The organism is Corynebacterium sp. ACRPO (assembly GCF_022347205.1).
Lineage (GTDB): Bacteria > Actinomycetota > Actinomycetes > Mycobacteriales > Mycobacteriaceae > Corynebacterium.
In genome coordinates this window covers 14,253-32,532 of the sequence record NZ_JAKRNE010000010.1, presented here as the reverse complement: position 1 = coordinate 32,532, position 18,280 = coordinate 14,253, and the positions used below count along the sequence as shown (strand labels likewise).

The 18,280-nt window shown below is 59.6% G+C and carries 15 protein-coding genes and 1 pseudogene; 1 reads left to right on the top strand and 15 read right to left on the bottom strand.

The window, feature by feature from the left end; translation table 11 throughout:
- Positions 1 to 27 precede the first annotated feature (27 nt).
- Positions 28 to 1,512 (bottom strand): annotated as a pseudogene (lnt, locus tag MHY22_RS11645) (apolipoprotein N-acyltransferase); the annotation flags it as partial.
- A gap of 2 nt (positions 1,513 to 1,514) precedes the next feature.
- Entirely contained in the window at positions 1,515 to 2,117 is a 603-nt protein-coding gene (locus tag MHY22_RS07800; RefSeq protein ID WP_239278821.1) for an FxsA family protein, read from the bottom strand.
- 85 nt (positions 2,118 to 2,202) lie between these two features.
- Between MHY22_RS07800 and MHY22_RS07795 the strand changes: the two genes are divergently transcribed.
- Positions 2,203 to 2,988, top strand: a complete 786-nt coding sequence (locus tag MHY22_RS07795; protein WP_239278819.1) for a precorrin-3B synthase — start codon at positions 2,203 to 2,205, stop codon at positions 2,986 to 2,988.
- Positions 2,989 to 3,002: 14 nt separating this feature from the next.
- Here the strand turns inward: MHY22_RS07795 and MHY22_RS07790 are convergent, their stop codons facing one another.
- The 13 genes from MHY22_RS07790 to MHY22_RS07730 all read right to left on the bottom strand — a co-directional run bounded on the left by MHY22_RS07790 (position 3,003) and on the right by MHY22_RS07730 (position 18,244).
- Entirely contained in the window at positions 3,003 to 3,749 is a 747-nt protein-coding gene (locus MHY22_RS07790) for an SDR family oxidoreductase (RefSeq protein WP_239278818.1), read from the bottom strand.
- Positions 3,749 to 4,876 (bottom strand): Xaa-Pro peptidase family protein, encoded by a 1,128-nt coding sequence (locus tag MHY22_RS07785; protein WP_239278817.1) that lies wholly within the window; start codon positions 4,874 to 4,876, stop codon positions 3,749 to 3,751. Before MHY22_RS07785 ends, MHY22_RS07790 begins: the two co-directional genes overlap by 1 nt.
- Before the next feature lie 32 nt (positions 4,877 to 4,908).
- On the bottom strand, positions 4,909 to 7,725 hold the full coding sequence (locus MHY22_RS07780; protein WP_239278816.1) for an RNA helicase: 2,817 nt from the start codon (positions 7,723 to 7,725) through the stop codon (positions 4,909 to 4,911).
- 21 nt (positions 7,726 to 7,746) lie between these two features.
- The gene (gene tatC, locus MHY22_RS07775; protein ID WP_370658845.1) at positions 7,747 to 8,841 is read right to left on the bottom strand and encodes a twin-arginine translocase subunit TatC; all 1,095 of its coding nucleotides are present in this window, start codon (positions 8,839 to 8,841) and stop codon (positions 7,747 to 7,749) included.
- A gap of 108 nt (positions 8,842 to 8,949) precedes the next feature.
- A complete protein-coding gene (gene tatA / locus MHY22_RS07770) occupies positions 8,950 to 9,213 on the bottom strand; it encodes a Sec-independent protein translocase subunit TatA (protein ID WP_005324774.1) in 264 nt (87 codons plus the stop codon).
- A 96-nt stretch (positions 9,214 to 9,309) separates the two neighbouring features.
- Positions 9,310 to 10,266, bottom strand: a complete 957-nt coding sequence (locus MHY22_RS07765) for a YafY family protein (RefSeq protein WP_239278815.1) — start codon at positions 10,264 to 10,266, stop codon at positions 9,310 to 9,312.
- A gap of 2 nt (positions 10,267 to 10,268) precedes the next feature.
- The gene (locus MHY22_RS07760; RefSeq protein ID WP_239278814.1) at positions 10,269 to 11,255 is read right to left on the bottom strand and encodes a WYL domain-containing protein; all 987 of its coding nucleotides are present in this window, start codon (positions 11,253 to 11,255) and stop codon (positions 10,269 to 10,271) included.
- A 36-nt stretch (positions 11,256 to 11,291) separates the two neighbouring features.
- On the bottom strand, positions 11,292 to 12,710 hold the full coding sequence (gene pafA, locus MHY22_RS07755; protein ID WP_239278813.1) for a Pup--protein ligase: 1,419 nt from the start codon (positions 12,708 to 12,710) through the stop codon (positions 11,292 to 11,294).
- Positions 12,710 to 12,901 (bottom strand): ubiquitin-like protein Pup, encoded by a 192-nt coding sequence (locus MHY22_RS07750; RefSeq protein WP_239278812.1) that lies wholly within the window; start codon positions 12,899 to 12,901, stop codon positions 12,710 to 12,712. The genes pafA and MHY22_RS07750 overlap by 1 nt, the downstream gene beginning before the upstream one ends.
- Positions 12,902 to 12,945: 44 nt before the next feature.
- Entirely contained in the window at positions 12,946 to 14,478 is a 1,533-nt protein-coding gene (gene dop, locus MHY22_RS07745; RefSeq protein WP_239278811.1) for a depupylase/deamidase Dop, read from the bottom strand.
- Positions 14,475 to 16,040, bottom strand: coding sequence for a proteasome ATPase (gene arc, locus MHY22_RS07740; protein ID WP_239278810.1), 1,566 nt, complete (start codon positions 16,038 to 16,040; stop codon positions 14,475 to 14,477). The genes dop and arc overlap by 4 nt, the downstream gene beginning before the upstream one ends.
- Positions 16,041 to 16,125: 85 nt before the next feature.
- The gene (locus MHY22_RS07735; RefSeq protein WP_005324783.1) at positions 16,126 to 16,962 is read right to left on the bottom strand and encodes a tRNA (adenine-N1)-methyltransferase; all 837 of its coding nucleotides are present in this window, start codon (positions 16,960 to 16,962) and stop codon (positions 16,126 to 16,128) included.
- A gap of 28 nt (positions 16,963 to 16,990) precedes the next feature.
- Positions 16,991 to 18,244, bottom strand: coding sequence for a M18 family aminopeptidase (locus tag MHY22_RS07730; protein WP_239278809.1), 1,254 nt, complete (start codon positions 18,242 to 18,244; stop codon positions 16,991 to 16,993).
- Positions 18,245 to 18,280: the final 36 nt, after the last annotated feature.

Sequence of the window (18,280 nt, the reverse complement as noted above, 5' to 3'; positions counted from 1 at the left end):
GTATCTGTGCCGGAGCGGCGCGGGGGTGCGTCGCAGGCGGTTTGTGCGCAAAGCTACCAGTGCGCAGACTGTTCCAATAATAACCATGAGCCATTGCAGGGGCGAACCAAACCTGACGGAAAAGGTCTCGCCGCTACGCAAGGGCAACCGCTCTACCAACGCATCCGGCGTGAAAATCTCCGTGGACTGGCTTACATATCCATCTGGGTGAACAATGGCGGATACTCCGGAAGTCGCCGCCACCAACACAGCTCGGTCCGTCTCCATCGCACGCAATCGGCTCATGGCTAGTTGTTGGTAGGTCATTTCGGAATAGCCAAAGGTGGCGTTATTTGTGGGAGTAGTCAGTAGTTGTGCACCATTTTTCACCGACTCCCTAAAGGCGTTATCGAAGGAGACCTCGTAGCACGTTGCCACGCCTACCGGCACTCCCGCCATGGAGACAACGCCTGGGCCGTCGCCGGGTTTGAAGTCACCGGCCAGATTCACATAGTCAGAAAATTTGGCAAAGAAATCCCGCATGGGCATAGTTTCGCCGAAAGGCTGCAGGTACTTCTTGTAGTGATGGTCTCCCACCGTATGTCCGGGAGCGAAGACCTGCATGGTGTTGCGTGCTCCCACCTCATCCCGCGTAGCGGTGCCAACCAAAACAGGTGCGTCTATCGCATCGACGGCGCCGCTGATCGCCGAGGCTGCCTTGCCGTCACGGAATGGGTTAATATCAGAGGAGTTTTCGGGCCAGATGACTAGGTCAATGTCTTTTTCGCGTGCGGCCAGCTTTTTTGTTTCGGCTACGTGGTTGTTGAGGACCGCTTGGCGTTGCCCGGCAAAATCTAGGCCCATGCGAGGTACATTTCCCTGGATAGCGGCAACCTTTGCTTCCCCGACAGTGGAATCGTCTCGGTTGATGCCAAAGCCTGCCACCGCTGCACTTCCGAGGGGAAGGATAGCCGCCAAGAGAGCGATACCCTTAGTCTTCCACCCGTGTTGGACCAGTAGGCTGGCGAGCCCGCAGCCGCACAGAACCGTTGCTGCGGTAATGAGCGAGGTTCCACCCCACGGAGCCAGGTTGGCTAGCGGTCCGTCGACTTGTCCCCAAGCCAATTTCACCCAAGAGAAACCGCCGAAAGGTACCGAGGAACGCAGCACCTCCACCGTGAGGTAGAAGAACGGGAAGGCAATAAAACCGTATTTCCACCGCGCTACCGCCGCGCCGCCAAAGCCCAGCACAATGGCGTATACCGAAAGCCATACGGCCAAAGCGATGTATGGCCCATTGCCCACTAGTTCGCCGATCCATGGCAGCGTCAGCAGATACAGCACGAGCGAATGCGCGACTGCAAGAAGCGCGCCCACACGGGCGGAAACGTGCCTAGTTCCCCACGGCAGCAAGCTCGCGTACAGCAAGCCCACGCCAACAATGGCAGCCCACCACCAGCCACGGGGTTCGATGGCGGCATAGGTGAGCAGGCCAGAAAGGCCCGCCACTACGAGGCGGGCAAGAGTCACCATCACTAGCTCTTTCCGCCCTTGGACTCTCCACCGGAGGGCCCGAAGTCATCCGGATCCAAGTTCTCGCTCCAGCGGCGGATCTCTTCTTCATCCAACACCTCATGCGGGCCAGCATCCTGCGTGCTGGGGTGCCCACTTTGTGTTGCTTGGCCACGACCAAAGGAGCCAAAGTCGCCATAAGAATCGTGCTGCTGTGCCATTGGGGTGGCCTCGTAGATCTTAACGCCCATGTTTTCGATCTTGCGGTACAAGGAGGCCGCCATCATCGTGCGGAAGACGGCGCGGGTCGGCGAGAAGATTAAGAGGGCTCCGAGGATCGTCGTCAAGAAGCCCGGCAAAGAAAGCAACATGCCGCCTACCAAGGTAAGGCCCACATTGCTGGCGGTCTTGCCCACATTGCCGCCGCGAACGACGTATGTACCGTCCCCTGTGCGTTCGACCTGCTCTCCCATCAAGCGGCGCACTTCAATGCCAGCGATGGACATTCCGAAGAACATGGTGACAAAGAGGGCGATAAGCGCCCAGCCAACACCGATCCACTTAGAAACGGCCCAGAAGGTCAGGGTCTCTGCGACCATGTAGAGAGCAAAATACATAAACGGCATGGCCTCAGTCTAACGAGGCAGACTGATAAAGTGCTGGCAACACTCATGCGCGAAAGTGCAACCGCGGCAGGTTAAACTAGTGCGCATGTTTACTCCTGCGCTTTTTGAAGACCCCCAGTACGGCACGTGCATCCGCATCCACGCTGCCGGCGGCAGCACCCACGCCCAGGATTGGGTCATTTTGGCGCAGTGCGCCAGTGATGTTGCGGATGGGTATGTCTACATCGACCGGTTCTCTGCAATCGAGCTGCGCGGTATTAAGGATGCGGAGGCGCTCAATACGCGGCTCCAGGAGTTGCACTTGCGCGCCACGGCGATGCCGGTGCTGGCTTCGCCTTTGTCGGCGGAGGCCAAGCAAACGGCCCAGGACATCGCGGCTGAGCTGGACGCGGCGGAAAGCGGTCCCGGACTGGCAGTTATCGCCCACGACGACGTACCGACCGGCGCGGCCGCAGTCAACCTTAGCATCGACGGGGACGGAGCCCTGCGCCTTGAGTGTTCCCCGCTTGGCGACGCCCCCTCTGCCCCACTGACTCCACAGGCTGCTGCCCAGCACTATGAGGAGGTACTCCAGAACTCGGATTCCGCTGAGCCTAAGGCATCCGCCCTGGCAGAACCAGGCCCCATTGGCTGGTTAGATGATCATTTGCCTGCGGGCGTTGTCGACCTCGGCGCGGGCGTGCACCGCGGCGCCATCCCTGCTGAGTTTGCGCAGCTCATAGGCCAGTTAGAGGTAGACATCACCGTCACCCCGTGGGGCGGATTAGTCTTTCACAATATTGCCGAGGGTGATGCCGAAGTGGTGCTGCGCGTACTCGCCCCACGCGGTTTTATCTTCGACATCAACTCTCCCCTGCTACGCGCAGAGTAACGAGAGCGCAGAGTTTAGCGCGGCATATGCCGCCAGAGTGGGCGCGGTACAAGCCGCATGACCCACGCTAGGCCCTGCAGAGCCCGAGGAATCCACACGGTGCGCGAACGCGGCTTACCGCGCCGTGCATCGCGGTCAATGCAGCCGACTACTGCCTCGGCCACATCTGCCGGACGCACGGAAAGTGGCGCCGGCTTCATTCCTTCCGTCATGCTGCCGATGACAAAGCCAGGGCGCGCAGTAATAAGGCCTACCTGGCTGCCATGCAGCTTGTCCGCCAGCCCCTGACAAAAGGCATCAAGACCAGCCTTGGTAGATCCGTACACGTAGTTTGCCCGGCGGGCCCGCCAGCCTGCTATCGAGGAAAAGGCGACGATATGGCCGCGGTGCATACGCTGGGAAACGAGTGTAAGCAGTGAAATCTGCGCGGCATAATCGATTGTGGCGATGTCGACCGCGTGGGAAGCATCGCGTTCTGCCCGCTGCTGATCGCCCAGGATCCCAAAGGCGACGACAGCAAGCTCAAGGGAGCCTGCCAGCTCTATGGCGCGCTCAACCACACCGGCATGGGACGGAAAATCTGCGGCGTCGAAATCAAGCAGATGAATGCTGCGCGCACCCGCCGCCCGGAGCCGGCCTTCCACGCCTTCCATACCGTGGGTGCCACGAGCGGCGAGCACAATATCGTGGCCTGGGGCTACTCTCCTAGCGATTTCTCCGCCGATATCGCTACGGCCGCCTAGAATCAGTACGCCAGCCATTAACGGACGTCACGCGGAGCTTGGTTCAGGGACTCGTAGCCATCGTTGGTCAGCACCACGATGTCTTCCAAACGCATGCCCCACTTGCCTTCCAAGTAGATGCCCGGCTCAATGGAAAAGGCCATGCCTTCTTCCAAGGCGAGATCGTTGCCTTCCATTATGAAAGGCTCCTCGTGCGTGGACAGGCCGATGCCATGTCCGGTGCGGTGGACAAAGAAGTCGCCCCAACCGGCTGCAGAGATTGCCTGGCGGGCAATGGCATCGATGTCTGCGGCGGTGCTGCCGGGGTGGGCTGCGGCGCGGGCGGCAGCTTGGGCGTCGGCAAGCACGGCATAGGCATCCTGGAAATCCTGCGGGGCCTTGGAAATATCCCCGCCCACTACGTAGGTGCGGGTGCAATCGGAGTGGTAGCCGGAAGGTAGAGTGCCTCCGATATCGACGACGACTGGCTCGCCCTCAGCCAGCCGGCGATCCGAAAAGCTATGGTGCGGGTTGGCACCGTTGGGACCTGAGCCGACGATGACGAAATCGATAACGGAGTGCTCCCGCAAGATGAGCTTTTCGAGTTCGTGGGCCACCTCGGCCTCGGTGCGACCGGCCTGCAAAAGCTGCGGTACCTGCGCGTGGACTGCGTCGATGGCACGGCCAGCCTTACGCAGCTCAGCAATCTCAGCCTCGTCTTTGCGGGTAAAGAGCTCAGCCAGTGCGTAAGTGGCCAGTTCATAGCTGGCGTGTGGAAGCATCTCTTGGAAACGCAGCACGTGGTCTGCAGTCAGCGACTGCCCCAGCGCTACCTTGCCTAGTCCGTCGCCTGCGCCATGCAGTGCAAGCTCATAAGGATTTTCTCCGTCATTCCAGCCACGCAACTCTACATCTAGCTCACCTACTGGAGCAGCCTTGATATCGGTGATATCGGTATTAGGCGCGGCGATCCATGCATTGCCCTGCTGAGGCACGACCAAGACCGTCAAGCGTTCGTGGGAAGAAACCCAGGAGCCGGTGAGGTAGGCAAAGTCTGGTCCCGTGCCAATGAGGAGCAGATCGATGCCCTTGTCTGCAGCCGCCTTTTGGGCGGCGTGCAGACGCTGGGCGTAGACATCAGCGGAAAAAGTCTGAGTATCAGTCATACCCCAGAGTCTACTCGTCCGCGCCGCGGATATTAGGCGCCAATGGCTACGACACCGCGCTGAATTGCGTCGATGGCCCGGCGGGCGTTGCGTTGAATTTCGCCGTCGTACCCCGTTTTAGCCACTTGTTGCAGCAGGTCGATGACTTGGCGGCACCAACGGACAAAATCACCCGGGGTGAGCTCGGCGCCGGCTTCGTTTGCCGCAGCCATGCAGTAGCCCAAGGGCGCGCCGGCCGCCCATTGGTGTACCGCCAAGGCGAACCCGGCTTCCGGTTCACGGGTGGGCGGCAGCCGGTGGCGCTGCTCATCAGCGGTCAGTTCTGTGTACACGCGCCACGTGGCATTCATAGCGTCAGCCATGCGCTCGGTGGCTGCTTCCGGTTGCCCACTGGTGGCCTTGCGGTTTTCGAAACAGCACAGGGAGGCAACGCCGGCCAGCTCTGCGGGATCGAGTTCATCCCAAATTCCGCGCTTGAGGCATTGGGCAACGAGCAAATCGGATTCGCTGTGAATTTTGGCAAGGCGTTCGCCTTCTTCGGTGATGACCGGCGTGCGGTCCGCGCCAGCCCCGGTGAACTCTACGTAGTCCATCTCTGCGAGGAGGTCCACAATGCGCTCGAAGGTGCGACCCAAAGTATCCGTAGCTTTATTGACTTTGGACTGGAGCTTGTCCCGATCACGCTCGCGCCGTGCTAGCTTTTGCGCCAGGCCCGCCAGCTGTTCGCGGTCAGTAGCCGGCCACTCGTGAGCTGGATGAGCACGCAGTGCGTCGCGCAACTGACCTACCCGCTTATTTGGCCGGGCGCGGGTGTGCGACTTCATGCGCTTGGGCCGGTCGAAGTGTTCACGGTGCAAGACATCCTGCACATATCGGGTATTGCGGCGCGGGTTCTTGCGCACCGGCTTGGGGATCTTGATGCTTCCGACTTGGATCGGTGGGTTATTGATTCCGGCCGCATCGATACGGCCAGACCACCCGGACTCAGTGGTAATCCACGGGCGGGGATCCGCAGTTTGGTTAGCGGGAGTCACAACCGCGGCGAGAATAGGACGCTTCTTGCCGGGCATGGCAATAACATCGCCCAGCTGGAGGCGTCCCAGTACCGCAATCACCTCTTGGTTGCGCTGGTTGGCACTATCGATTTTTGATTGCTTTTCTTCCGCTGTGAGCTCGCGGCGCAGGCGGACATAGTCCATGAGAACCTCGGCGGGATCTTCTCCGTCCTTAGCAGGCGGTGCAAGTGAGGCCACGGCATCATCGAGCTGGTTGCGCAGTTCTCGCACGCGATGCTCGGCGCGTTCAATCTCGCGAGTTTCCTCCACGACGGAGCCATCGGCCTGGAACTGTGCGAAGGACTTTTCCAACAAACGCAGAGATTCCTCGAAGCCGAGCATTCCCAGCAAATTGATCGCCATATTGTAACCCGGTGCAAAAGTGGAAATGAGAGGATACGTACGGGTAGAAGCAAGGCCAGCTACTTGACGCGGATCCATGGCGGGTGCCCACTGCACGACTGCATTGCCCAATGTATCGATGCCACGGCGTCCTGCCCGGCCAGTCAGCTGCGTGTACTGGCCTGGGGTGAGATCGACGTGCGCCTCACCATTGAACTTAATGAGCTTTTCTAGCACCACGGTGCGCGCCGGCATATTGATGCCGAGTGCGAGCGTTTCAGTAGCAAACACGGCGCGAACGAGGCCGCGTACGAATAGGTCTTCCACGATGTGCCGGAAGGCGGGCAGCATACCTGCGTGGTGCGCGGCAAAGCCGCGGGACAGGGCTTCGCGCCAGCGCTTAAAGTCTAGGACCTGCAGATCTTCTTCAGGGATACCTTCCACACCCGCATCGACGATGTCCTTGATGTGCTGTGCTTCCTCTTGTGAGGTAAGCACCATGCGGCTGCGCAGGCACTGATAGAGAGCGCCATCGCAGCCTGCACGGGAGAAGATGAAGGTGATCGCCGGAAGCATGTCCTGCGATTGCAATACCTTCAATACCTCTGGGCGGCCTAAGGGGCGATAGCGATCCTGCTGTCGGGCGGCGCCGGAGCGCCCCCTTCCCTTACCGTGGAATTCGCTGCGTCCGCCACCCTTGTGACGCGCACGCGCACGAAAGCCCTTGCCGGATTTATAGTCTGCGCGACCATCATCGGTATCGCCGGCTTCAAGGCGCTGGATCCTACGCTCTAGCTCGGCGTTGACCTGGCCGCCAGATTCTGGTTCGAAGAGCGGATAAATCTTGCGTCCCAGCATCATCCACTGGTCGAGGGGAACTGGTCGGTGTTCGGAGACAATGACGGTGGTATCGCCGCGCACGGTAGAAAGCCAATCGCCGAATTCTTCCGAATTAGACACTGTGGCAGATAGGCCGATGATGGAGACATGATCCGCGAGATTGAGTATGACCTCTTCCCACACTGCGCCGCGGGAGGCGTCAGCCAAAAAGTGGATCTCATCCATGACCACGTGGGTTAGGCGATCCAGAGCCGCGGATTCTGCGTAAATCATATTGCGCAGCACCTCTGTGGTCATGACGACGATCTCTGCATCAGAGTTGATCGATACGTCACCGGTGAGCAGGCCTACGGCTTCTTCGCCATGCTCTTCCACCAAGTCGTGGTACTTCTGGTTACTCAAGGCTTTAATCGGCGTCGTGTAAAAGCACTTGGTTCCCCGGCTCAGCGCCAAAGAGACAGCAAATTCGCCCACGATGGTTTTGCCGGCGCCGGTAGGCGCGCAAACCAGTACGCCATGACCGTCCTCCACGGCCTGGCAGCCCTTTACCTGGAACTCATCCAACGGGTATGGCAGGGCTGCGGTAAAAGAATCCAGATGAGTTTCAGTCATGACTCCCCAGGCTACCCGTGCCTAGAGGACATCGTCGAAAAAGCCGCCGCTGGTCGACGAAGTCCCACTGGCGCCGGTGCTCCATGTCTGCTGTGGCTGCTGCTGTGCCTGTTGTATTGGCTGTGAAACGGGTTGAGTAGGTCCCGGTGAAGGGTTTACTCTGCTCGGCGCTTCGACAGGGGTTGGCCCGCCGATGGCTCCTGGTCCAGCGCCAAGCGGCGAAGCAGTCTCATCATCGAGATCCATCCACTCGGGGCGTTCGCGCTGCATGCGCTTATCGTGGAGGCGGCAGAACTGGAATGCGATCTCGATGAGCAAGATGAGTGAACCAGCCAGTACCACCATTGAGAAAGGATCCTGGCCTGGGGTGACGAAGGCGGCGAAAATCATCACGACGACAATGATGATGCGACGCTTGTCTTTGACGTGTTCATATTCGAGCACGCCAATCAGGTTCAGGGACACGATAAGCAGTGGGATTTCAAAGCTGATGCCAAAGATGAGCAGCAGGGCCAGGAGAAAGTAGAAATATCGCTCACCGGTCAGGGCCGCTGTTTGATACTCGGCACCGATGCCCATGAGGAATTCCAAACCCACGGACAAGATGAAATAGGCCAGCACGGCACCGGCAACGAATAGGCCCACCGCGGCGCTGACAAAGCTCAACGTGTAGCGGCGCTCGTTCTTATGGAGACCAGGCACAACGAAGGCCCAGACCTGGTACAGCCACACCGGAGAGGACAATACGGTGCCGGCCAAAGCGCCTACTTTCAGGCGCAATAGGAGCATTTCAAACGGGCTGGTGGCCAATAGACGGCACTCGCCGTCCGCGCTAAAGGAGGCGCGCTTATCTGGGGGCAGCGCACAATACGGCTCTCGTAGAATTTCGCCCAACGGAGACAGCCCGAATGGGGCTCGTTGGTACCAAATGAACCCAATGATGGCCCCGACGACAACCGCTAACACGGAAATAATGATGCGACGGCGCAGCTCCTGCAGGTGCTCCACCAAGGTCATCTCCCCGGTAGGGTTCTTTTGCTTGCGCGAAAAGCGCAGCTTACCCTTGACGCTCTTGCTTGCCTTCTGGGGAGATAGAGGCTGTGACTGTGACGACATCAGTGTGGCTCTTTCAACGCAAAGAAGCGAACACTTCCCTACTGCACGGATTGCGGGTGCATATCCGCGCGCTGCAGGGGTGTTCGCGCGACGACAGGTTAGGGGCGTTTACTGCTGAGTATTGGTGTTGTTCTGCTGGCCCGGCTGCATGTCTGGTCGGTTCCAGAATTCCTCATCGGACTGCTGCTTCTGGTTCAGCTGTGCTTGAGACTGAGAACGCTGGGCATCCTCGGAATGCATCTCATTGACCTCAGACTTGAAGATGCGCGCGGAACGGCCAATAGAGCGTGCCAATTCCGGCAACTTCTTTGCACCGAAAAGCAAGACGATGGCAAGAACGATCAGGCCGATTTCCATAGGTCCTAGGCTCATGGAGAAACCTCTTTCAACTAGTGCACCAGCATGCCGGAAAGCAACACCGCCGGCTTTTTGCCAGCGAGCAGGCGCAGTAAACGGGCAAGTAACTGGCTACAGAGTATAGCCGCTCAATGCAGTGTTTCCTCGCTCCGCAATGAGGTTTACCACGGATTGAGGAGCCACTACCCGCAACCTATCAGCCTGAGCAAGGGCAAAGCGAATAAGCCAATCCACTGATCCCATAGGCATTGTTGCAGCTATTTCCCCATTTCCCAGGTCTTCGCCCAGACGCATATCGTAATACTCAGCCAGCCACGTGAATTCTTGGTTAATTGCTAGTTGCACGGTGTCTCCATCGCCCAAATTAAAGGGTGAGGAGGCATCAAAGTCGAGTTCCTTCAGGTGCGGCTGAGCCTTTTCCTCCGTGAGGCATGCGCTTCTAATGCGGTCTATGCGAAAGGTGCGATGGGCTTGCTTAGCTTCTTCCCACGCAGCCAAGTAAGGCTCAGAATCGACAATAAAAATGCGGGCTGGATCCACTACCCTTTCGGATTCTGCATTCGAAGAAGCACTCCAGTAGTGCAGCCGGATCCGCTTTCGTTCATCAACCGCCTGGGACAAAAGCGCCTGGATATCCGTCTCTTCAGGGGCTGGAGTAGATAGCGAATCATAAATGGCAACAGTTCTTTCATCCATGATGCCGCGCAGCTTAGCGGCGGCGGATTCGACCGCGCGGGCGTCGATTAGCCCTGGCATCGCCTGCAAGGACTCCAAGGTAAGAAGCAAGGCACCGGCTTCGGTTGGGGTGAGCCGCAGTGCCTGGCTTAAGCCTTGATCATTATGGATGGTTACCCCATCGCGATAGCTAAAGGAGAGATCGATGAGGTCTTCGGTATTGCGCCCCGTGCCGGAGCAAAAGAGGCGATCGAGAGCTTCCTTCAGCTCGCCGGGTTCCATACCTAAGTCCTTGGCCGCTTCCATGGGCGTCTTGTCGGGATGATTCTTGAAGTACGGAATCAGGTTCAAAGAGCGCACGAGCGCCTGGAGCTTCTGTGATCCATCAGCCATGACTAGCGTCCTTCCTGCGGATGTGCTGCCCTGCGCAAAAGGGAAACGACCTCCTGGCGTACTTCGGCTGGTTCCACCACTTGTACCTCCGGCGCATACCCAGCCGCGGTGCGTACGAGCCAGTCTTTATCCACCTTGCGCAGCATCACCGTGCCGTCGGGCTGCTGCTTGCCGGCATCCATAAGCTCCCGCGCCTGCCCCTCCGGGATGACAAGGCGCGCATCCACCTTTTCCCCTCGTTGCAGTGCACGCTCTACTAACACCTGCAAATCTTCAGTTGGATTGGTGTGCTCCGCGGGATCGTGCGAGCGTTTGATGTCAGAGACGCGGAGGGCCCGAAAGACGCGCGGTTCGTTGCGGTCCACATCGAATCCCACGAGGTAGATGCGGCTGTCTCGGTTGACCACTCCCCACGGGTCCATGACACGGCGTACCGGCTCAGTAGCCGGATTAGCACGGTAGGAAAACGTAATGCGCAGCTGATTGCGCACCGCAGCGAGCACCGCGGTGATGATTTCTGGGGCGAGTCGCGTGATGTCATTGACCGCCGTGTATACCGGTGCGCCTGCGAGGTTGCGGGAGGCGCCGCTAGCAGCAATCTTCGTCCATCCCGACAGGGAAAAATCGCCTAAGCCTCCGGTGGTACCCACGCCTCCTGCAATGCCTAGAACCATGGCCTCCTCAGGGGAAAACTCCACCGGAGGAAGCTGGTAGCTGCTCGAGTCGAGGCGATAGCGCGCACCATCTTCGCTGCCGGAATGCACGATAGGTACCCCGGCGCGCTGGAGGGTTGCGATATCTCGTGCCAGCGATTTGGCGAAGGCTTCATCTGACTTATCGCCGTATCCTGCCACATGCCGGCGAATCCAGGAGGCGGTGCGATCAGGGCTACCGCCGGAGTTGGCGGCGCCCTGTAGCGCGAAAGAGAGGTTGGTGAGTCTTTCTACCGCCTCATCATGCCGTTTCGGCGCGGGGTTGTGTGCTGCCACGTGTTGTGTTGTCTCCCTAGTGCTACTCGTATGCTTCTAGCTGTGGTGTAGACGCATATAGTCTAGCAACGCCTCGACCCGATCATCGTCGGCCACGAAGGGGTCAAGGAGCTCCTCGGTGCGTGGCTCAGGCCGGTTGACCTTAAGGCGCGTCCAGTCAACGGTGACGTTGGCCCCGAGGCTACGGGCAGCGGACAGGAACTGCCCGCGCAGCGCGGCGCGAGTGGTCGCGGGCGCGGTGTCCATGGCGCGTTCGATGTCGGCGTCCGAAATCCACCGATCAATAAGTCCCTTACGCTGCAGTACATGAAAGAGCCCGCGGCTCGGCCGGATATCGTGGTAGGTCATATCAATCTGGGCGAGCTTGGGGTGGTCCCACTGACCACCCAGCCGTGCGCGGTAGCGCTCGAGCAGTCCCAATTTGATGACCCAGTCGATTTCTCTGTCCACGCCGGAGAAGTCTTGAGTCTCAATGGCGTGCAGCATGCGCTGCCAGAGATCCACCACGCGCCGCATTTCTGCGGTGGGAGTGCCGGCGTCTTCCCGTTCTTCCAGCCATTGGGTTGCGCGCTGGCATAGTTGCTGCTGGACCTCGAGTGCGGTGACGGATCCCCCTCCTGCGAGCGGTAGTTCGGTCGAGCCCGTCATATCGCGCGCGATGGCGCGGATATGGTGAATGGGTTTTTCGATGTCGAACTCCGGTAGGTCAAATCCGGCTTCCAGCATTTCCAGGATGAGCAGCGTGGAACCGACTTTTAGGGCCATGGTGGGCTCGGCCATGGTGGAATCGCCCACGATGACGTGCATGCGGCGGAAGCGCTTGGAATCGCCGTGTGGTTCATCGCGGGTATTGATGATGGGGCGTGAGCGGGTGGTGGCAGAAGATACGCCTTCCCAGACTTGGTCTGCGCGTTGCGAGAGCAGGAATTGGGCGGGCTTGTCGCCCTTAGCTGGCTGCACCATGCCGGCGCCGCAGATGAGCTGGCGGGTAATAAGGAACGGAAGGAGCGCCAGCCCCAAATCCTTGAGCACCATGTGGCGGCTGATGAGGTAGTTTTCGTGGCAGCCGAAAGAATTGCCGGCCGAGTCCACGTTGTTCTTAAACAGGTACACCGCGCGCGGGTGCCCATCTGCGGCAAAGGCCTGTTCAGCTTGTTCGCCCAGCCGGTTGACTATCGCATCGCCAGCGCATTCATAGGCCAGAAGCTGGCTCAAGCTATCGCACTCGGCGGTGGCTACCTCGGGGTGGGATCCGACGTCGAGATACAGGCGGCTCGCGTTGGTGGAAAAGATATTAGAGGAAGAATGTTCCTGAACGATGGGCCGGAAAAGCACGCGCGCCGCTTCATCAGGGCTCAGGACGCGTTCTCCTGGGCCCGCGCTGGTGGTTAAGCCATATTCCGTCTCGATGCCCATGATGCGACGGGCGAAGACGGGGCGCTGGTCACCCACCATTACTGCCCGCCCTTTTGGACATAAGAACGAACAAATTCCTCGGCGTTGTTTTCTAGCAGCCCATCGATCTCATCGAGCAATTCATCGGTGCCGGCAGTATTGATGCTCAGCTGTGTGGAGGTAAACTCTTCCTCCCCCGTGGAGTCATCGCCGCCGTTACCGCCGGTGACCTGCGACTGGTGGGTTGACATGGTATGAACGTCCTTTCCTTCGCTTCTGCCTCGATGTCTGACTATTAGTTACGGTACTCGGGCTGGATACCGCTGTCAGTTAGTCCCTGAAGAAGATCCTCCACCGTAGGTGCGGCGTCGATGATCTCCTCGCACTGGGCGCGAGTCAGGCTGGTGGTCTCATCCATCGGAACCGTGGCCCAGGGTGCCGCGGTTTCCTCGCCTAACCGCACCGTGAGGCTTTGCCAGCTCGCGGCAATGATGTCTTCGCCGAATTTTTGCGTCACTCGGCCGCGGAAATACGCGCGGGTATCCTCCGGAGGGGTGCTGGCGGCGTCTTCAATCTCTGCAGCGCTAAAGAGCTGCCGCATCTGGCCTTTACGCACCAGCGCGTGGTGTAGCGACTTGGCAGGATCGATCTCTGCGTATTGCAGGTCAATCAGGCGCAGCTTTGGGTCGGCCGGGTCGATACCGCGGTCGAGGTAGCCCTTGATCAAGCGATACTTCGCCACCCAATCCAACAGGTGCGCTGCCTGCATCGGGTCCTTTGCCAGAAGTGCTACGGCCTCGTCCCAAGCCGCAAGCACCTTGTGATCGGCTTCTGTGCGTGGGGTTACGCGGGCGCGATATTCAGCGAGGATTTCTAGGGCGGTGAGATGGCGGGCGTCGGCAAGCTCGAGGCGATGCTGAAGGGAGAGATCGCGGCTGACGCGCGGGACCTCCGCCACGGCATCCTGCAAGCGGAGATCGCTAAAGTCCACCCCCTGCTCAATCGCATCGAGCACCAGCGAGGTCATGCCTAGTTTGAGCAGCGTGGAGGTCTGCGACATATTCGCGTCCCCAATAATGACGTGGAGGCGCCCAAAGTCTGCGTGCACCGCATGCGGCTCGTCGCGGGTATTGATGATGCCGCGATTAAGGGTAGTTTCCAGCGAGATTTCCTGCTCAATATAGTCAGCGCGCTGGGAGATCTGGAATCCCGGCTCCTCGCCAAACTCGCCGATCCCCATGCGTCCGGCGCCGATGACTACCTGGCGGGCCACGAAAAACGGGATAAGTGCCTGCGCCATAGTGTCAAAATCCGTGGCGCGAGAATACTGATAGTTCTCGTGCGAGCCATAAGACGCGCCCTTGCCGTCCACGTTGTTTTTATAAAAACGCAAGGCAGGGCACGGGTCATGGTTGGCGAGCACGGACTTTCCTTGTGCGCTGAGCCCTGCTACGGCTGCGGCGGCTTGCAGGAGCGTGGCGTCACCTGCGGCGTCGTAAAGCGTGGCGTCCCAAGCATTAGTGCATTCCGGCGCGGAATATTCTGGGTGCGCGTGGTCGACATAAAAGCGCGCGCCATTGGCCGTGACCACATTGGCCACCCCGATGGCGTTGGGATCCACCACGGGCACGGTGTGGTAGCGCTTGAGATCGAAGCCGCGGGAATCGCGCAGCGGGTGTTCCTCGGCAAAATCCCAGCGCGAGCGCGCCCCAGTGTGCATCGCGGCATACGCTACCACCGCGTGCGTGGAAGAAATGATGGGCGAATACTCCGGCAGCTCCGGGGTGGCAATGCCGTACTCGGTCTCGGTACCTACAACGCGGCTCATGCGCTCCTCCTAACGGTCAGTAGCTCCACCCGCTCAACGCGGGCACCTGCATGGTCTTGGGAGATGATCTTGGTCCACTCCTCGGGGTTGGTAGAGGTGGGCACGTACTCGGATTCCGCGCGCTCGGTCGCGATAGCCTGGAGCAAATGCTGCTTGGCGATGCCCCCCTCGCGCCCGCCTATCCCCTGCTCACTGCCCGCACGCTGTTGCAGTTCGTCCTTGATAGCCAGCTTCTTGGCGCGGGAGAGGATATTGGCAATCATCGCGCCGGAGACGAAGTCCCGGTAGTGCAATACCTCGCGCTCGCCGCTGGAAAAGTGCAGCTGCACAAAGGGGCGATCGGCATAAAGCTCGTCCACCGCAGTGCCGATAAGTTCCTCTAGCGTGCCCTGGTGCGGCACGGATTCTGCAAAGTGGCGAGCAAAGATCTCGCGGGCGCCCTCTTTATTCGGGCGGTTGACCCGGATCTTGATATCAAGCCGCCCGGGGCGCATGATGGCTGGGTCGATGAGCTCCTCGCGGTTGGTAGCGCCAATAACGATCACATTGGAAAGGCTCTCCACGCCGTCAAGTTCTGTGAGCAGCTGCGGCACCACCGTGGTTTCCATATCCGAAGACACGCCTGAGCCACGGGTGCGGAAGATCGATTCCATCTCATCAAAAAAGATGACCACCGGACGGTCGGAACTTAGCTGGGCTAATTCACGAGCGCGCTCAAAGATGAGACGGATGCGGCGTTCCGTCTCGCCTACATACTTATTGAGCAACTCTGGGCCCTTGATATTGAGGAAGTAACTCGGCCCATCACTGCCCAGTTGCTGCGCCAAAGAATGGGCCACGGCCTTAGCAATAAGCGTCTTACCGCACCCAGGCGGGCCATAAAGGAGGACGCCCTTAGGCGGCTGTAGCTCGTAGTGGTGATAGAGGTCCGGATGAATAAACGGCAGTTCCACGGAATCGCGAATCTGGGAAATCTGCTCATCGAGCCCGCCGATGTCCTCATAACGCACATCGGGGACCTCCTCAAGGGAGAGCTGGGAGACCTCCGTCTTTTCCACCTTTTCCAGCGCGATGGCGGCCTTGGGGTCGACCAACACTATCTCGCCTGCTGCCACGCGGGTTTCCTCGCGCAGTGCCTGCGATAGCAACACCACTTTTTCCTCGCCGGAGGAATTTGCCACGATGAGGCGGCTCTCTCCCAGGCGCTCCACCACGGTGGCGAGCTCACCCGTGCGCTCGGGTGCGCACCCTTCCACCACTACGAAGCCATCGCCCAAGCGAACCTGCTGGCCGGCCACTAGGCTGCCCGGTTCCACATTGGGCGAAACCTTAAGCTGCATCACGCGGCCGTTGGTGTAGACCTCCGCGGTGGTTCCCACCTCGCTGTGGGTAGGCGAATAGCCTAAGAAAACGCCGTAGGTCGATGCCGGCTCAGCTAGCGCGTTAAGCTCCGCAAAAAGCTGTTCGAGCTTCCCACGCGATTCTTTTAATAAGCCCGCCAACTTCTGATTGCGGGCAGCAAGCTGGCTAATTTGCCGCTTATAGTCCGTGGCTTCATCCATGCCCACTACTCTAACGCGGCCCAGTCGGTGAAAGAGGGTACTTGCGCTTTAAATTCTGGGCGCTGAGGTGAGCCTATTTCCAGCTTCACTTGCGGGCGCGGCGCTGCGGGCGCGGCGGGGTCACGCCATCGGCCAAGCGGCGGGTCCAGATAAGGAAGGCGGTATGCGCATTCATACGGTGCTCCGGGCGCGTAGCCAGGCCTTCAACCTTCCATTCGCGCACCAGTGATTCCCAGGCCTTAGGCTCGGTAAAGCACTTGAGCTCGCGAATTCCTTCCATGACCTTCATCAACTGCGGCACCGTTGCCACGTAGGTCATGAAGACACCACCTGGAATGAGAAGATCGCGCACTGTCTCCAGGTGCTCCCAAGGCTCGAGCATATCGAGGATCACGCGGTCTACCGGCCCACCCAAGTCCTCGGCGGTGACATCTCCTAAATCGCCGAGACGCGGCGACCACCACTCGGGCTGCTCGCCAAAGTATTCCTTGACGTTATCTACCGCATACTCGAGGTGGTCATCGCGCACCTCATAGGAATACACATGCCCCTCTGGGCCCACGGCGCGCAGCAGGGACATAGACAGCGCACCGGAGCCAGCGCCGGCCTCGAGCACGCGCGCGCCCATGAAGATATCGCCCTCTACCAAAATCTGCGCCGCATCCTTGGGGTAGATCACCGCGGCACCACGCGGCATGGATAGCACGTGATCCACCATCAGGTGGCGGAAAAGCAGGAAGGAGGAGCCAAGGGTGGACTCAATGACCGAGCCCTCGTCCATACCCACGATGTCATCATGGTTAATGATGCCCTTGTGGGAGTGGAACTGGCCTCCTTCTTCCAGAATGACCGTGTAGTGGCGCCGCTTGGCGTCGGTAAGCTGCACGCGGTCGCCATAGGCAAAGGGGCCGGAATAAGCCATGTCTCAAGACTCCTCGAGGTTGCGGTTACTATCTCACCAAGTATGCCTCAAGTGCCTGCGCGAGCCATACTTGGTCCCGCTCGCCCACCATTTCCCGCGCCGAGTGCATAGACAGCATGGGCACGCCCACATCCACAGTATCGATGCCCAAACGCGTCGCCGTAATGGGACCGATGGTCGAGCCACAGGGCACATCATTATTGCCCACAAACCGCTGCACCGGTACGCCTGCCTTCTCGCATGCTGCTTCCCACAACGCCACCGTGGTGGCATCGGAGGCATAGCGCTGATTACCGTTGATCTTGGTCACTGGGCCCTTGCCGATAATCGGATGGTGCGTGGGATCGTGCTTGCCCACGTAATTCGGGTGCACCGAATGCGCGGCATCTGCCGAGACACAGCTCGAGCGGGAGAACATCTGGAAGCGTTCCTCCTCGTTGGCCCCCAGCGCCCGCGCCGTGCGAGTAAGTACATCCGCCAGGATGGGACCGCCCGCACCATAGCGCGAGCTGGAACCCACTTCTTCATGGTCAAAGGCCATCATGACCAAGATATCCTTGCCCTGATATTCCTCGGCGGCCTTCTTCATTGCTTCCAACGAGGCGTGTACGGAAGACAGGTTATCCATGCGTCCGGCAGCGATGAACTGCTCGCCGGCGCCAAAGACTTCGCCGCGAGCGGCATCGGCCGTAATCAGGTTGAAGGAAGCAATATCCTGCTTGGCGACGCCCACCTTCTCCCCCACTACCTGCAAGATGGATGCCTCCGGGTCACCAACGCTCAAAACCGGCTGCATATTGTGCTGGCGATCCGGCTTAAACTCATCCTTGCGGTAGAGGTGAATGGCAAGCGACGGCAGGCGCAGCACTGGGCCAGTATTGACTAGGTGCCGCGTGCCATCCTTGGTGACAATCTGCCCGGCCACGGTCAGCTCCCGGTCAAACCAGGTATGCAGTAGCGCCCCTCCATAGATCTCGACTGCCACCTGTTGCCAGTCGGCCGAGGAAAAGTCCGGCGTGGGCTTAAGAACCAAGCCCGGCGAGTCCGTATGCGACCCCACGATGCGGAAACCAGAATTCTTATCCGCGCCCTCTGGCACGTACCACGCCGCTACCGCGCCGCCGCGCACCATGACGTGGCCGCCTGGCGCAGCGGACCACTGCGTTCCCTCATCCTGTACCTCAAATCCCGCCGCGCACAGCTGGCGGGATACCTCATCAGCAGCGTGGTACGAAGAAGGAGAAGCAGCAATGAAATCTAGGAAATCTGCGGTATAACTCATACCTCCTAGCTTGCCACGAATCGCGCGGCGATAGGC

Coding starts and splice junctions, on each gene's coding strand:
- MHY22_RS07730 (WP_239278809.1), bottom strand. CDS start 18,244: ATGAGTTATACCGCAGATTTCCTAGATTTCATTGCTGCTTCTCCTTCT.
- MHY22_RS07765 (WP_239278815.1), bottom strand. CDS start 10,266: ATGGCTGATGGATCACAGAAGCTCCAGGCGCTCGTGCGCTCTTTGAAC.
- MHY22_RS07785 (WP_239278817.1), bottom strand. CDS start 4,876: ATGACTGATACTCAGACTTTTTCCGCTGATGTCTACGCCCAGCGTCTG.
- MHY22_RS07735 (WP_005324783.1), bottom strand. CDS start 16,962: ATGGCTTATTCCGGCCCCTTTGCCTATGGCGACCGCGTGCAGCTTACC.
- MHY22_RS07800 (WP_239278821.1), bottom strand. CDS start 2,117: ATGCCGTTTATGTATTTTGCTCTCTACATGGTCGCAGAGACCCTGACC.
- MHY22_RS07750 (WP_239278812.1), bottom strand. CDS start 12,901: ATGTCAACCCACCAGTCGCAGGTCACCGGCGGTAACGGCGGCGATGAC.
- tatA (WP_005324774.1), bottom strand. CDS start 9,213: ATGAGCCTAGGACCTATGGAAATCGGCCTGATCGTTCTTGCCATCGTC.
- MHY22_RS07780 (WP_239278816.1), bottom strand. CDS start 7,725: ATGACTGAAACTCATCTGGATTCTTTTACCGCAGCCCTGCCATACCCG.
- arc (WP_239278810.1), bottom strand. CDS start 16,040: ATGGATGAAGCCACGGACTATAAGCGGCAAATTAGCCAGCTTGCTGCC.
- pafA (WP_239278813.1), bottom strand. CDS start 12,710: ATGGTGGGTGACCAGCGCCCCGTCTTCGCCCGTCGCATCATGGGCATC.
- dop (WP_239278811.1), bottom strand. CDS start 14,478: ATGAGCCGCGTTGTAGGTACCGAGACCGAGTACGGCATTGCCACCCCG.
- MHY22_RS07795 (WP_239278819.1), top strand. CDS start 2,203: ATGTTTACTCCTGCGCTTTTTGAAGACCCCCAGTACGGCACGTGCATC.
- tatC (WP_370658845.1), bottom strand. CDS start 8,841: ATGTCGTCACAGTCACAGCCTCTATCTCCCCAGAAGGCAAGCAAGAGC.
- MHY22_RS07790 (WP_239278818.1), bottom strand. CDS start 3,749: ATGGCTGGCGTACTGATTCTAGGCGGCCGTAGCGATATCGGCGGAGAA.